At 59.3% G+C, this 15957-nt stretch carries 11 protein-coding genes; 7 read left to right on the top strand and 4 right to left on the bottom strand.

Features of this window, described 5'->3' with window-relative positions:
- Window positions 1–108: 108 nt before the first annotated feature.
- Window positions 109–753: a type B chloramphenicol O-acetyltransferase gene (gene catB / locus EO087_RS03780; RefSeq protein WP_128899795.1), complete on the top strand. Its 645-nt coding sequence runs from the start codon at window positions 109–111 to the stop codon at window positions 751–753.
- A 213-nt stretch (window positions 754–966) separates the two neighbouring features.
- Window positions 967–2316 (top strand): MFS transporter, encoded by a 1350-nt coding sequence (locus EO087_RS03775; RefSeq protein WP_128897709.1) that lies wholly within the window; start codon window positions 967–969, stop codon window positions 2314–2316.
- Here EO087_RS03775 and EO087_RS03770 read toward each other — a convergent pair.
- Both EO087_RS03770 and EO087_RS03765 read right to left on the bottom strand, forming a co-directional pair.
- Window positions 2303–3106, bottom strand: a complete 804-nt coding sequence (locus tag EO087_RS03770) for a slipin family protein (protein ID WP_128897708.1) — start codon at window positions 3104–3106, stop codon at window positions 2303–2305. The genes EO087_RS03775 and EO087_RS03770 overlap by 14 nt on opposite strands.
- Window positions 3103–4518 carry a nodulation protein NfeD gene (locus tag EO087_RS03765; protein ID WP_128897707.1) on the bottom strand — a complete coding sequence of 472 codons (1416 nt, stop codon included), beginning with the start codon at window positions 4516–4518 and terminating at the stop codon, window positions 3103–3105. The genes EO087_RS03770 and EO087_RS03765 overlap by 4 nt, the downstream gene beginning before the upstream one ends.
- Before the next feature lie 475 nt (window positions 4519–4993).
- On the opposite strand from EO087_RS03765, the gene EO087_RS03760 reads away from it, so the two are divergent.
- The gene (locus EO087_RS03760; protein ID WP_128899794.1) at window positions 4994–6784 is read left to right on the top strand and encodes a chloride channel protein; all 1791 of its coding nucleotides are present in this window, start codon (window positions 4994–4996) and stop codon (window positions 6782–6784) included.
- A gap of 100 nt (window positions 6785–6884) precedes the next feature.
- Here the strand turns inward: EO087_RS03760 and EO087_RS03755 are convergent, their stop codons facing one another.
- Window positions 6885–8726, bottom strand: a complete 1842-nt coding sequence (locus EO087_RS03755; RefSeq protein WP_164931878.1) for an ABC transporter ATP-binding protein — start codon at window positions 8724–8726, stop codon at window positions 6885–6887.
- Between the two features lie 205 nt (window positions 8727–8931).
- On the opposite strand from EO087_RS03755, the gene EO087_RS03750 reads away from it, so the two are divergent.
- The 4 genes from EO087_RS03750 to msrA all read left to right on the top strand — a co-directional run bounded on the left by EO087_RS03750 (window position 8932) and on the right by msrA (window position 13110).
- A complete protein-coding gene (locus EO087_RS03750; RefSeq protein ID WP_128897705.1) occupies window positions 8932–11379 on the top strand; it encodes a DUF3772 domain-containing protein in 2448 nt (815 codons plus the stop codon).
- Window positions 11380–11457: 78 nt separating this feature from the next.
- Window positions 11458–11895 (top strand): ribonuclease domain-containing protein, encoded by a 438-nt coding sequence (locus EO087_RS03745; protein WP_128897704.1) that lies wholly within the window; start codon window positions 11458–11460, stop codon window positions 11893–11895.
- Window positions 11892–12329, top strand: coding sequence for a barstar family protein (locus EO087_RS03740; RefSeq protein WP_128897703.1), 438 nt, complete (start codon window positions 11892–11894; stop codon window positions 12327–12329). Before EO087_RS03745 ends, EO087_RS03740 begins: the two co-directional genes overlap by 4 nt.
- Before the next feature lie 97 nt (window positions 12330–12426).
- Complete coding sequence (gene msrA / locus EO087_RS03735; protein WP_128897702.1) at window positions 12427–13110, top strand: peptide-methionine (S)-S-oxide reductase MsrA; 684 nt, start codon at window positions 12427–12429, stop codon at window positions 13108–13110.
- Between the two features lie 70 nt (window positions 13111–13180).
- On the opposite strand, the gene EO087_RS03730 is transcribed toward msrA, so the two are convergent.
- On the bottom strand, window positions 13181–15928 hold the full coding sequence (locus EO087_RS03730; protein ID WP_240669122.1) for an EAL domain-containing protein: 2748 nt from the start codon (window positions 15926–15928) through the stop codon (window positions 13181–13183).
- Window positions 15929–15957 lie beyond the last annotated feature (29 nt).

Genomic DNA, 15957 nt, shown 5'->3' with positions numbered 1-15957 from the left:
TGAAACAGATCGTGTCGGATGATGTTGCTGCATTGGATTCGTATCGCCTGCAATCCTAAACGCCTCAATCTGGTAGCTAGAAGCTTGCCGCAACAACAGGAAATGAAGATGACGAATTTCTTTGCCAGTCCGTTCAAGGGAAAGCTGCTTTCAGAGCAGGTAGCCAACCCGAACATTATCGTGGGCCGTTACAGCTACTATTCTGGCTACTACCACGGACACTCGTTTGACGAGTGCGCGCGCTATTTGATGCCGGATCGCAGCGATGTCGACAAGCTCATTATTGGCAGCTTCTGCTCAATCGGAAGTGGTGCGACGTTTATGATGGCGGGAAATCAGGGACATCGTAACGACTGGGTCAGCACATTTCCTTTTTTCTATATGAAGGAAGAAGCGGCATTTTCCGAGGCATGCGACGCATTCCAGTATGCGGGTGACACGGTTGTCGGCAGCGATGTGTGGATTGGCGCAGAAGCCATGATCATGCCGGGCATTCATATCGGACATGGCGCGGTAATCGGCAGCCGCGCTGTTGTCACGAAAGATGTCGAACCCTATACGATTGTTGGAGGGAATCCGGCAAAACCCATTCGAACGCGCTTTCCCCAAGCAGAGATTGTCATGCTGCTCGAAATGAAGTGGTGGGACTGGCCACTTCAGGCAATTCAGGAGTGCATGGACTCGCTCTGTACAACGAATATTCCGGCGCTGTACAAACACTGGCAAGAGTCGTCGGGTGCGACACGTGCATGATGTGGTGCGCGCGTTGTGACCTCCAACGCCTCCGCAATGCCAGCAGCTGTCGGCGGCCGCGATGCGTTCCGAAGAAACTGGATGATCTCGAATATCCGATCGCTGCGACGCATGGCTTTCCGCTCGTGGTCCCGATGATACTGACATAACGTTGTCAGTATAGGTCTCGTATGATGGGTCATGTCTTCCTGCATCCCTGCTGCCATACCTGACATGAAAACACTCGCACGCCGCGTACTGGCCGCCACCAGCATCAGCTACATCGTCGTCATTCTCGACACGTCGATCGTCAACGTCGCCCTGGAACGCATCGCCCATGGGCTCTCCACCGACATTGCCGGTCTTCAGTGGGTGGTGAACGCCTATACGCTGGCCTTCGCCAGCCTGCTTTTGTCAGGCGGCACGCTCGGGGACAGGTGGGGCGCACGAAATGTCTATCTGGCTGGTCTCGCGGTATTCACGCTTGCATCCGCCCTCTGCGGTATCGCGCCGAGCCTGGCTATTCTCACGGTCGCTCGGGTCTTGCAGGGAGTCGGCGCGGCCATGCTGGTGCCGTGCTCGCTAACCTTGCTCAACCATGCCTACCCCGATCCCGGCGAGCGGACACACGCGATCGGTGTGTGGGCCGGTTGTGGCGGTGCGGCCTTGGCAGCTGGCCCTCTCGTCGGCGGCTTCCTAATCGACCTGTTCGGGTGGCGCAGCATCTTCCTGGCAAATATCCCGATCGGAGCACTTGGCATCTGGATGACCTCGCGCATCCCTCGCGATGATGAAAAAGCCAACCACACGCACCACCTCGATCTATCGGGCCAGATTACTGCGATCCTCGCACTCGGCACATTGGTCGCGGTGCTTATCGAAGGTCCCGCGCTTGGCTGGGATTCGCCGGCTGTTCTGATCGGGATAGCTATCTGTATAGTGGCTTGGCTTGCCTTTCTGACGATCGAGGCGCGACGGGCACAACCTATGTTGCCCCTCTCTTTTTTCAGGAACGGTGTTTTCGCTGGCTCCACCATCGTTGCAATGGCAACGACATTGACCTTCTTTGGCCTGATCTTCGTTTTCAGCCTCTATTTCCAACAGGTACGGGAATACTCGCCACTTCGCACCGGACTGGCCTTTCTGCCTCTGACGGCCGTGGTGACAGGCGGCAATATGGTCTCCGGCCGTTGGGCAAAAGCTCGTGGGCCGCGCTGGCCCGTGCTCGTCGGCCTCGGCTGCTTGGTGATTGGATTTCTGGGAATGGTGCCATCGACACCTGCATCACCCTACTGGCTCGTAGGGCTACCCATGCTTGCGATCGGACTAGGTGGGGGGCTCATCACCCCGGCGGCAACCGCCGCGTTGATGGGAACCGTCGAAAAAAGCCGAGCAGGTATTGCAGCAGGCGTGCTCAACTCGGCCCGGCAAACGGGCGCTGCATTAGGCGTGGCAATTTTCGGTACGTTGATCGCTACACTTCACCCTTTCGAGGTCGGCATGCGCACCGCGCTGCAGACGGCTGCCGCTCTCTCGTTCCTGTCCGCCTTGGTGTGGTGGCACGCTACGCCTAGCCGTCAGTAATCGAACCGGCCGCTGCCTGCCCCTGTGCCTTTCCATCATTCCTTCCGGCAACATCCATCAGCGGCTTAAGCAGATCCAGCGGCAACGGAAACACAATCGTACTGGACTGCCCGCTGCTAGACATGCTTGACAGCGTCTGCAGATAGCGCAACTGCAAAGCCTGCGGTTGCTGCGCCAGCATGGCGGCTGCGTCGCGCAGTTTTTCCGACGCCTGCAACTCGCCATCGGCGTGGATCACCTTGGCGCGGCGTTCGCGCTCGGCCTCTGCCTGGCGGGCAATGGCGCGCACCATGGTTTCGTTGAGGTCGACGTCCTTGATCTCGACATTGGTGATCTTGATGCCCCACGGATCGGTGGCCTCGTCCAGGATCTGCTGCAGGCTGTGATTGATCGAATCGCGCTGGGACAATATTTCATCCAGTTCGTGCTGGCCGAGCACCGAGCGCAGGCGCGTCTGCGAGAGCTGGCTGGTGGCCTGGAAGAAATCCGCCACTTTCAACACCGATTTGTCCGGCTCCATCACGCGAAAATACACCACGGCGTTGACACGCACCGATACGTTGTCACGAGAGATCACATCCTGCGGCGGTACATCCATCACCGTCACGCGCAAATCCACCCGTGTCATGCGCTGCACCACCGGTATCAGAATCACCAGCCCTGGTCCTTTGGTATGGGTATAACGCCCTAGCGTCAACACCACGCCGCGCTGGTATTCCGGCAACACCTTGATTGACGAAAACAGCAGCGCAATCACGACAATGACGATAACGCCCGCAAAACCGATCATGAGGATTCTCCTTCGCCGGCCTGCGCAACCGTCACCCACAGCAACAGGCCATGACGGCTGACCACACGCACAGACGCACCAGCGGGAAGCGCCGCCTCGCTTTGCACACGCCAGCGTTCACCACCGATGCGTGCCCAACCCTGGCCGCCCGCTGCGATGGCCTGCAGCAATTCGCCCGTGTTCTGCAGCATCTGCTCATCGTCGTTGAAACGGCGTGCATGACGTGCACGCATCACCAGTCGCAACAGCAGGGCAAGCAGGATGATAGCGGAGCAACCGATGCCTAGGATTACCCCCAGATTCACCGTATAGCCCGGTACATCGGTGCGGAACAGCATGATCGAACCCAGCACGAAGGCAATCACGCCACCCACACCCAGCACACCCGCAGTGGGAATGAATGCTTCCGCGACCAACAGCGCCACCCCCAGCGCCATCAAAGTGAGACCGGCGTAACTCACGGGCAACAACTGCAAGGCATACAAGCCGATCAGCAGGCAGATGCCGCCGGTCACGCCGGGAAAGAAACTGCCGGGATGAAACGCTTCGAGAATCAGCCCATAGACACCCGCCAACAACAGCACATAGGCAATCGTCGGATTGGTAATGATGCCCAGAAAGCGCGCACGCCAGTTCGGCGGGTAGTCACGTATCGGCAAATCGCGCACTGCTAGGGTCATGGACTGTTCGCCCAACCGCACCGTGCGTCCATCGGACTGGGCTAACAAGGATGACGGATCGGCGGCGACAAAATCGATGACGTGCTGCGCAGCCGCTTCGCTCGCGGTGAGCGTAGCAGCACCACGTACTGCCTGTTCGGCCCACACCATATTGCGCCCGTGCATCTGCGCCAGCGAACGGATCATCGCGACAGCGTCGTTGAGTACTTTGTTGTCCTCGGCATCACTGCCCGCCTTGTTATCCGGCGCAGCCATGTGCGTCGATTTGCTCGACGTCGGCAAGCCATTGTCCAAGGGTGACGGCATCGGTGTGCCGCCGCCCAGATCGACCGGTGTTGCAGCGCCCAGGTGCGTAGCCGGCGCCATCGCCGCGAGTGGGCAAGCATAAAGAATGTACGTGCCCGCCGAGGCAGCACGCGCACCGGCCGGCGCCACATACCCAATCACCGGCACCCTTGCTGCGAGGATATCCGCCACCATGCCACGCATGGATTCGGTCAACCCGCCCGGCGTATCGAGCTGCAGCACGATGGCCTTGGCACCGTCATCCGTAGCGTGCTGGATCGCACCGTGTACGTATTCCGCTGCAGCAGGACCGATCGGGCCAATCACTTCGATGCGTGCGACAAAAGCCGCGCCGGAAGGCGCGACTGGCGCCTCGACAGCCGGCGGTGTCCATGTCAATGCCGCAAGCAAGGCAACGCTCCACACGACCCACCCTTTGCGTGACATGACACTAGCCTCCGGGCCGACATCATCACTAGGTAGCCGCCAGATGTGGCGGCTACCACAAGCATATTACGCTCACCGTATCGTCGTGGCGCGTCCCCTCGGTTTACGCTGCGCGAATCCAACCGGGACTAGTCGTTGATACCGTCACCAGCCATAGCAACGTAACGACCTTGCTTACACAGCGATTCAATCATAATGGACCGCATTTCAACACCATTGTCATCAGGGAGGGCGGTTAGGTGTTCATGCCCAAAGTCTAGACCTTTGATCCAGGTCTAGAGTCAAGGATCTATCCATGCTCGCAAAAATCTTCGATTTGGTCATTTATTTTCCAGCCAGCTAGCGTGCCCTCATCCCAGTAACCTTGCGCCACTTTCTGGGAATCCTTGCAGTGCATAACGAAAACACTGAGCAGCACACGCGCGCGTCGCTCCCTCTTGCCCCCTCGCTGGACCCTACCCTTGCTGCCGCGCACATGCCGCGCCAGTTCCGTCCACTGGATCGCCGGGTACTCTGGACGGGATGCGTCGCCATGTTGCTGGGCGTTGCAGCGGCAATCGTCGCCCGACTGCTGACAGCGCTGATCGGCTTGATCACCAACCTGGCGTTTTACGGCCGCTGGAGCTACGACTTCATCAGCCCCGCCGACAGTCACCGCGGTATGTGGGTGATCGCGATACCGGCCCTGGGCGGCATCATCGTGGGCGTGATGGCACGCTGGGGTTCGCGCGCGATTCGCGGCCACGGCATTCCCGAAGCGATGGAACAGGTGCTGCTCAACGAAAGCCGCATTCCACCGCGCATCACCTGGCTGAAGCCGGTTTCATCCGCCATTGCTATTGGCACTGGCGGCCCATTCGGCGCGGAGGGCCCTATCATTGCTACTGGCGGTGCGTTGGGCTCGCTGATCGCACAACTTATGCACATCACCGCAGACGAGCGCAAAACACTGCTGGCCGCCGGCGCCGCCGCCGGCATGGCCGCGGTATTTTCAGCACCGATATCCGCCGTATTGCTAGCCATTGAGCTGTTGCTGTTCGAACGCCGCGCGCGTTCGCTGATTCCGGTAGCGCTGGCCGCCACGGTCAGCACCGGTGTCCATTATGTGCTGGAAGGAAACCAACCGATGTTTCCCATGCCAGATGTAGCCATCCCTACCCTGCCGGCACTCGCCACTTACATCGTGCTTGGACTGCTCATCGGCGTGATCAGCGTAGGCATCACCAAGCTGGTCTATGCCATCGAAGACAGCTTCGAAAAATTGCCCGTTCACTGGATGTGGTGGCCGGCATTGGGTGGCATCGTGGTAGGCATCGTGGGCTATGTCATGCCACTGACGCTGGGTGTGGGCTATACCAATATCGCGGCGGTACTTGCCGGCCAATTCGGTTTGGGCACCATGCTCGCGCTGTGCCTGCTGAAACTGGTCTCCTGGCTAATCGCACTGGGTAGCGGCACTTCGGGTGGCACGCTGGCGCCTTTGTTTACCATCGGCGGCGCCATGGGTGGCGTACTTGGACTGGCCTTGGCACATGCCGCACCTTGGTTGCAGATCGATCCGCGCATGGCGTCCCTGATTTGCATGGCAGCCATTTTCGCCGGAGCGTCCCGCGCCTTTCTTACCTCGGTGGTATTTGCTTTCGAGACCACCCAGCAACCGCATGGCTTGCTGCCGCTGTTGGGTGCGTGCGCGGCGGCATACCTGGTTTCCGGCTTGCTGATGCGTAACACCATCATGACCGAAAAGATCGTACGGCGTGGCGTGCGCGTGCCGTCTGACTATGCGGCGGATTATCTAGATCAGATTTATGTACGCGATGCCTGCAGCCGCAACGTGGTGAGCCTGCATGCAGAACAAACCATCGAGGAAGTTCGCGCATGGCTTAATTCAGACGGCTCGCCCACCAAACACCAGGGCTTTCCTGTCGTCGATCGGCATGGCCAGCTTCTGGGCGTGGTGACACGTCGCCAGGTTCATGAAAATGCATGGCCCGAAAACGCTACGATGCAATCACTAACCCAGCGTGCACCGCTGGTGGTGCGGGAAGAGCATACGTTACGGGAAGCCGCCGATCACATGGTGGAATACGAAGTGGGTCGCCTGATCGTGGTGAGCAAAGATGCGCCTCATCGCATGGTGGGTATCGTGACGCGCGGCGATTTGCTGGCCGCCCATGCCAGGCGGCTCAGGGAAGCACGCAATGCTTCCCGACAGCTTGGGCGAACACACCAACGCACTCAAAATGTTAGTGTGAAGCCCACCTGAAAGTTCTGCATGATTGTTCTTGATGTGGGTGCAGTACAGATAGCCCCGTAATGCGCAAGCCAGGGCCGCCGGCCTCACTTACATGAGGCTGTCATCGAACTCAAACTAGCGCATCGTCAGCAGCCACAAATCCACCTGTCTGTCGCTGCCACAATCGCGCATACAGCCCACCATGCGTAATCAATTTCGCATGCGTACCGGTCTCCACCACCTGCCCCTTGTCCATCACCACCAATCGGTCCATGCGCGCAATGGTGGACAGGCGATGCGCGATGGCGACCACCGTCTTGCCCTCCATCAGCAGCTCAAGGCTTTCCTGGATGGCCGCTTCCACTTCGGAATCCAGGGCGGAAGTGGCTTCGTCGAGCACCAGGATCGGTGCGTCTTTCAACAGTACGCGCGCGATGGCGATACGCTGGCGCTGGCCACCGGATAGCTTCACGCCGCGTTCGCCGACATGTGCATCTAGGCCACGGCGCCCTTCGCCATCAATCAGGTTGGGGATGAATTCGTCGGCGTGCGCCTTGCGCATGGCTTCCAGCAATTGCAATTCACTTGCATCGGGGCGGCCGTAAAGCAAATTGTCGCGTACGGAGCGGTGCAGCAGCGAAGTGTCTTGCGTTACTACACCGATTTGCGAGCGCAGGCTTTCCTGGGTGACTTGCGAAATATCAATACCGTCGATGCGGATATGCCCGCCTTCCAGGTCGTAAAGGCGCAGCATCACGTTCACCAGCGTGGATTTGCCCGCGCCGGAAGGGCCGACCAGGCCGATTTTTTCGCCGGGTCGCACCAGCATGTCCAAGCCGGCAATCACGCCGCCCTGCTTACCGTAATGAAAATGGATGTCTTCGAAGCGCACTTCGCCGGCAACCACTTCCAGTGGCATCGCGCCTTCGCGATCCTGCACGGTGCGTGGCTGGGAGATGGTGGTAATGCCATCCTGCACGGTGCCGACATTTTCGAAGATGCCATTGACCACCCACATGATCCAGCCGGACATGTTGTTGATACGGATCACCAGGCCGGTACAAAGCGCAATCGCGCCCAAGGTCACCCTGCCCTCGCTCCACAGCCACACGGCCAATGCGGACGTGCCGACGATCAGGAAGCCATTGAGCGTGGTGATGACGGCGTCCATCCCAGTGGTGAGGCGGGTCATGTCGCGCAGTTTTTGCGTCTGCTCTTCCATCGCCTCGGCCACGTAGGCTTCTTCGCGCTGAGTGTGCGCGAACAGCTTGAGCGTCAGCATATTGCTGTAGCCATCCACGATGCGGCCCATCAATTTCGAGCGCGCTTCGGATGCATGCCAAGAACGCTCACGCGTGCGCGGTATGAAATAGCACAGAGTGCCGACGTAAGCGAATAGCCACGCTACCAGCGGCGCCGCCAGCCACACGTCGGCCTGCGCAAACATCACGATGGCGCTGCCGGTGTAGATCGCCACGTACCAGATGGCATCAACAATCTGCACGGCCGATTCGCGCAGCGATGCGCCGGTTTGCATGATACGGTTGGCAATGCGGCCAGCGTAGTCGTTCTGGAAGAAGCCCAAGCTCTGGCGGATGACGTAGCGATGGTTCTGCCAGCGGATGCGATTGGTGAGGTTGGGTACCACCGACTGGTTCACCAGCAGGTCGTGCGTGCCGATGAAGAGCGGGCGCAGCACCAGCACCACGAAACCCATCCACAGCAATTCGTGGCCGTGTGCCTGGAAGAAGACTTTGCCGGGTTCGCCCTTGGCTAAGTCGACAATGCGGCCGATAAAGCCGAATAGCGATACCTCGACCAGCGCCACGCCAAAACCCACCGCGAGGGCAGCGGCAAAAACCAGCCAGACCTGGCGCAGGTAGAACACATAGAACCGCCCCACGGATTTGGGCGGCATGCTGTCGACCGGCCCCTTGAAAGCGTCGACCAGGGATTCGAACCAACGGAAGATCATGGCGTCTTGCCCGCCTGTGGGCCATCGGAAATGGGGAATCGAGCCCGCACACTATACTAAGGTCCATACCGGGCCGCCCGCATCGACGATCTATCACTTACCGCTGTGCAGCGGAAACCAGACTGAACGTTGCCCACACTTGAACGCCACATATCAGTGGGAATCATTGACCGTCCGACGTGTCATTCGGATGATGTCCGGTATGCGCACCTTTCTCCGTCCGTTGTTTCTCCTTTCGCTTGTGCTGGGCCCGGCGGCCATCACCGTGCCCTCAGCAGATGCACAGAATCCCTCTTCAAGCAGCGCTGCGCCAGCTAGTGCGAGTTCCACCCAAGACCCTGCCCAGGCTTTGACCGGCCTCAACAAGCAGCTCGATGGCATCAAGGCCACGCTGAGCGGCAAGTCAGCGAGCGGGCAAGCCTTGGGTGACCTGAGCGCACAAGCCGGCACGGTGCAACAACAAGCTAGTCAATGGGTGAACACGTTGACACCCGAATTGGATAACGTGCAGTCACGGTTGACCGTGCTCGGGCCACCGCCAGCCGCCGGCGCTCCGCCGGAAACCGCGGCTGTCAGCCAGCAGCGCCGCCAACTGGATCGCGACAAGAGCAAGCTGGATAACGAGATCAAACAGGCGCAACTGCTGAGCCAGGATGCGGCCAAGCTGACGACAGAAATTGCCGAAACGCGCAATGAGCAGTTCCAGATGCAGCTCGCCACGCGCGCCGGCTCGCCGCTGAGCATGCGTTTCTGGTCGGATCTCGCCCATTCTTTTCCCGACGACAACGTGCGTTTGCAACGCATCAAGGGTCTGGCCGCCGATGGCATCGCCAGCGCATGGCAACCGGACAACCGCACGCCGTTCATCCTGTGCCTGCTGGGCGCGATGCTGCTGATCGTGCCGGGACGCCAGCTTGTCGAACGCCTGGCTTTTGCACTGGCGCAGCGCTATATGCCCGAAGGACATTTTCGGCGCAGCGCGCTGGCGGTGATCTTCACACTCTCCGTCACCCTATCGATCGGACTGGCAACGTGGCTGCTTTACCAAGGCACGAACTGGAACGATACACTGGACGAAGATCTGGATACGCTGGCGCAGTCGATCATCCGCGCAGCGTTCTTCGCCGCCTTTGTCGCCGGGCTGGGACGCGCACTGCTTTCCTACCGCCATCCATCCTGGCGGCTACCCACCTTGATGGACGCCACGGCTCACGCGCTGCGCTGGTTTCCGTGGTTGCTGGGCGGCGCCTTTCTGCTGCTCATCACGCTGGAGCATCTCTTCGGCATCGCTGGCAGCAGCCTGCCCGCCGCGATATGCACGCGCGCTGCGCTAGCCCTGTTTATTAGCGGCCTGATTGGCGCTGCATTTCTACGGGTAAAACGCATCAGGCGCAACAACAGTCACGAAAAAAAGCCGGTGAAGCATGCGCTTTGGGTTGGTGCACTGGCAGGCGTGGCTGCGGTGGCGGTGGTGGTGGCGTGGTTAGCGGTGTTCACCGGCTACATCGCGTTTGCGTTCTTTATCTCGTGGCAGATGCTGTGGATTGGCATGATCGTGGCATCGCTCTACATGCTCACGCATTTGCAACACGATCTGTTCCAAACTCTGCTCAGCCCGAAGGGGCACAGCGGTCATCGCCTGCAAGCGACATTCAATATTTCGCCGAGTGCGCTGGAACAATCTTCGACCGTTCTTTCTGCCCTGTGCCGGGTGCTGCTGTTGCTGGTGGCCGTCGGTACCCTGCTGATGCCATTCGGCGGTGGTCCGAACGATCTGTTCTCGCATATTGGCAACGTGTTTGTCGGGCTGAAGGTAGGCGAACTCACCATCAAGCCTGGTGCCATCTTCAATGCGCTGGTGGTATTCGTCGCCGGCATGTTGGTGGTGCGCATCATCAAGCGCTGGCTGTTGGAGCAACTGCTGCCTAAGACCCGATTCGACCTTGGTATGCAGATGTCGATCGTCACCTTGCTAAATTATGTAGCAGTGGTGATCGTGTTTGCATTGGCGCTGAAAACCGCCGACGTCAGCCTGCAAAGCCTTACCTGGATCGCTAGCGCGTTGTCGGTGGGCATCGGTTTTGGTCTGCAGGCTATCGTGTCGAACTTTATTTCCGGCCTGATCCTGCTGGCAGAGCAGCCGGTGAAGGTGGGTGACTGGGTCAGTATGGCTGGCGTGGAAGGTGACGTGAAACGCATCAACGTGCGCGCTACCGAAATCCAATTGTGGGACCGTTCTACCATGATTGTGCCGAACTCACAGTTCATTACCCAGAACCTGCGCAACGTTACGCATGGCAATGCGCTGGGCCGCGTGAAGATCAGCCTACCGATGCCATTGGGCACGGATGCAGCCAAGATGCACGAGATCATGATGAGCGCGCTGACTGCCAACGATGCGACCCTCGAAACGCCTGCTCCATTTGTGCTGCTGGATGACGTCACCAGCAGCGCCATGACCTTCAGCGGCGTGGCCTATGTGCGCAGCCCGCGCGATGCCGCCACCGTAAAAAGCGATCTGCTATTCGACATGCTGTCACGCCTGGCAAAAGCGCAATTGCCGCTATCCACGCCGCAGAACATGATCGTTCGAAACCTCGGCCCCCTGGGCGAAGACAGCCCGGCCGCACCCGGACAAATAGACGTGTAAGGTCCCCCACTCTGCCTGAAAATACTGCCGCTCGACATGCTGACCGGCAAAATCAGTATTGTAAGCAAGGAGTCCGCGATGTCGCCATCAAGATTTATCCCATCGATACTTCTGGTGCTGTTTGTAGGTGCCCTGGTCTACTGGCACCAGCACCCAGCCAAACCGCCTGAGATGACGTCGAGCGGCAACGTTACGCTGCCGGCCAGCAACTGCCCTGCCGCTGATGCAAATCTGCCTTCGTTCATGCCGTCTGAAGCCTGCGATACGCTGACGCGCATCATGCACAATGGCCCGTTCCCGTATAGCCAGGACGGCGTCGTGTTCGACAATTACGAAGGCTTGCTGCCGCAGCAGCCGCGCGGTTTCTACCACGAATACACGGTCGACACGCCGGACGCACGCAACCGCGGTACACGGCGCATCATCACCGGCGGCACACCGCCCACGGTGTTCTATTACACCGGCGATCACTACCACAGCTTCCAGCCATTCCATCCCTTCCAGGAATACCGATGAGCGCAGAAAGCGCCCTCGACCTCACCCAGGCCGATGACGGCGGGGTCTATTTTGTCGATGCCGAGGATTTCGAAGCACTCGCCGCCGCCGCCGAGGAAGGGCACCTTTATGTCTGCCGTGCCGACCTCGCCGGTTGCTACGACAAGGGCGAACTGCTGCGCCGCCTGGCCACCGCGTTGAAGCTTCCTTCCGGCTTTGGCCACAACTGGGATGCCTTGGTCGACAGCCTACGCGATCTTGGCTGGCTGCATGGTGTCGGCCATGCGCTGTTGCTCGACCATGCCAATGACCTGCGTCAGACCGCGACCAAGGACTTTGATACCTTGCTGGGCATCCTGCATGAGTCCGCCAGTTTCGCCATCGACCAGAACCGCCCATTCTTTGCATTCCTGAGCCTGCCTGAACATCCCATCGCTTTTCCTTCGCGGCATTGAACATGAATACATCGACTTAGAACTTGACGGTGAATACAAAGGTAACCCTGCCCACCACACCAACGAATACAAAGCATCAGCCCTCCGGAGCTCCCCGATGAAACTCCCCCGCCTGATCCATGTATTCGCCCTCGGTAGCCTCACCGCCTGTACCGTCATGGCAGGCAACACCAACCTCCCCGACCCCGACATCGACGTCGCCAAGGTCAGCACGCACAACACCGAAACCGCAGTACTCGCCGGCGGGTGCTTCTGGGGCATGCAATCGGTGTTCGAACACGTGAAAGGCGTGCGGCAGGTTTGGGCCGGCTATAGCGGTGGCGATGCCGATACGGCACATTATGACGATGTGAGCGATGGTTATACCGGTCACGCCGAATCAGTGAAGATCCAGTTCGATCCGGCCGTGATCAGCTATGGCCAACTGCTGAAGGTGTATTTCGCGGTAGCGCACAATCCGACCCAGCTCAATCGGCAAGGCCCGGATACGGGTACGCAGTACCGCTCGGAAATCTTCTACGCCAATGCGGAGCAGCAGAAAATTGCACAGGCGTATATCACACAACTCAATGCGGCCAAAGTCTTCGATGCATCCATCGTGACGATGGTACAACCGCTGAAGGCGTTTTATCCGGCAGAGTCCTACCATCAAGATTACGCGCGCAATCATCCGGATGACATGTATATCGTGATCAACGATGCGCCGAAGGTGGCCCGGTTGAAGCAGATGTATCCAGCGTTGTATCAGCCCGAGCAGCAGATGGTTGAGGTGAAGCTTTGAGACACTGGACTGGTATAGGTCGGGTTACCCTCGAATCAAGAGACAGGGATCAAGTCTAGGGTAACCCGACCTACTTCGGTGGCACCAATCGCAAGCGCAATGATTCATGTCGCGGATTGGGCAACAGCATCCGCTCGATTTCTGTCGCCGCCAAGCCACGCGCGTAGTAGTAACCCTGCCCTTCAACGCAACCGGCATGCAACAGGAAATCGTGTTGCGCGACGGATTCAATGCCTTCGGCAATGGTGCAGATGCCCAGGCTCTGGGCGATGGCAAGCATGGCTTTGACAATGGCCACGTCATTCGCACTGTCCGGCAGATCAGTCACGAAGGAGCGGTCGATCTTGAGGTAATCGATACCGGATAGTTTCAGATAGGCCAGCGATGAATAACCCGTACCAAAATCGTCGATGGCAATGCCGATGCCTAGTGCATGCAGCGCGTGCATGGTCTGCTCGGTGGCTTCGCCCAGGCGCAGGATCGCGCTTTCGGTAATTTCGAACATCAGCCGCTTGGGCGAAATCTGGCTGGCTTGCAGGGCCTGCTTCACGCTCTCGATAAAGCCCGGGTGCCCGAAGGTCGCCGCGGAAGCATTGAGCGCCACACGGATAGGCGGTAGCTTGGCCTGGTCCCATAGGCGAATTTGCGCGCATGCGGCACGCATGGTCCAGGCGTCGATGCGACGGATCAGGCCCAGACTTTCGGCCAGCGGAATGAATTCGTCCGGCATCAATTCGCCACGCTCGGGATGACGCCAGCGTAGCAGCGTTTCTACCGCAACGATGCGGCCACTGCGCAGCTCCACGCTAGGCTGGAACACCAAGTGGAATTCGTCGCGCGTCAGGGCCTGCCGCAGATCAGCGCCCAGCATCAGGCGCATGCGCGCGTCGGCATGCATCAGCGGCGTGTAGAAACGAAACGTGTTGCGCTCCTGCGTCTTGGCGGCGTACATCGCGGCATCGGCATTGGCGATCAGCACGACCGGATCGCTGCCATCCAGCGGATAACCAGCGATACCGATACTCGCACTCATTACAATTTCGTAGTCGCCGATCAACATCGGCTCGGACAGACTTTGCAACAGCCGGCCGGCAAACTGCGCAGCCTGTTCGCGTGTGCGCAAGCCGCCCAGCAGCACGGTGAATTCGTCCCCGCCGATGCGGCTGGCCACATCGTTCTCGCCCAACTCCCGGCGAATGCGCTGCGCCACTTTCACCAACAGGCGGTCGCCGATGGCGTGGCTGTAACTGTCGTTGACGGCCTTGAAGGCATCCAGGTCGACGAACAACACCGCTGTCGCGCCGTTCGTGCGCGCAGCGACCTCGATGGCATGCGAGCAGTGACGTTGGAATTCGCTGCGATTGGCCAGTCCGGTCAGCGGGTCGTGCGCCACCATGTATTCCAGGCGCTGGCGATCAGCCTTGCTACGCGTGATATCAGTAATGACCGCTACGTAATGCTGCACGCGGCCATCACTATTGCGAATCGCGCTGATGCTGAGCAGCTCCGGATAGGATGAACCGTCCGAGCACCAGCTCTGCACTTCACCCACCCAGTTGCCACCTTCGGCCACCATATCCCAGATTGAGGTGGGCAAGGACGAGCCATCCGGCATGCGACGCAGCTCGTCGAAACGATGATGTTGCAGGTATTGCAGCGTGTAACCGGTAATGCGTGTGTGTGCGGCGTTGACCGCAGTCACCCGGCGCTCGGCGTCAGCAATGATGATGCCTTCAGCCACGCTGGCCATTGCTTCGGAGGCGATGCGGCGCTCCTGCTCCATCACCACGCGATCGGAAACATCGCGCATGATGGCCTGGCGCACAGGCTGCGCGCCCCAGGTGGTGAGGCTGCTGTGGGTTTCCACCGTGCGCATCACGCCATTCGCCGTATGCAACAATCCGATGATGGATGAACCGGCGGTGCGTGTGCTGCCTTCTACGAACAGCTTGAGAAAATCCACGCCGACCAGTTCTTGCTGATCGCGGCCGGTCCACACGCTGGCGGTACGGTTCACGCCTAGGATCTTGCCGTGCGTTTCATCCACCATCACGATAGCGTCGGCGGCACTGTCGAACAGCAGCCGATATTTTTCCTCGGTGCCACGGATGCCAGCCAGAATGCGCTTGGCCATGCGGATCCACAGCAAAGACGCCAGCAAAGCGGTCACCAGCACCGCGATAAACAACACGCCACCCAGCCATGCCGCACCCAGCGCAATGTCGAGCGAGAATTCGTCGCTGCGCGGCTGGATGTAATTGTTGAGGGCATCCATGCGCGCGCTTTGCCGCGCCAGCTCCGCTTCCGACAAGTGGCCTTGCGTATACGCCTGCTGCAACTCGCCGGCGATGGTGTTGAACTCTTCGATAGAACTGTCCACTGAGTGCCAATCGGCGATGGCTTGCTCCATGTAGGGAGCATGCGAAAAATGATCGAGGATGAAGATCATCCCTGGAATGGCTGCCGGAATAACCCCGCCGCGCTTGAAAGCCTCGGACACTTGATGTTTGTCATAATCGCCTTTCGCAATGGCATCACGCGCCCAGCGATCGGTACGAACCACTTCATAGTTGCGTCTAAAACTTTCCAGTTTCTCCGGATCGCCACTGCGGGCGTAGGCATACAGATCGATGACGGTCTGCTTCTGGGCCTTAGACCAAAGACTTTCGCCGTTCAAAAAGCCGGCAAGCGTCACCTGGACCTGGAGGGCGCCCCAGGTCAGGCATAGAACCAAACCAACGACCGCTGCCAGGCCATATGCCAACGGCATAAGGCGACGAGACAGCGGCCGTTGCTGAACATTCGTGGTGATACGCATCGTGCCTCTTTAGAAACCACAATCAGCCA

Origin of the sequence: Dyella sp. M7H15-1 (assembly GCF_004114615.1) — a bacterium.
GTDB lineage: Bacteria > Pseudomonadota > Gammaproteobacteria > Xanthomonadales > Rhodanobacteraceae > Dyella_B.
The sequence above is the reverse complement of the archived record's forward strand: the minus strand, read 5'-3'. Positions and strand labels throughout refer to the sequence as shown.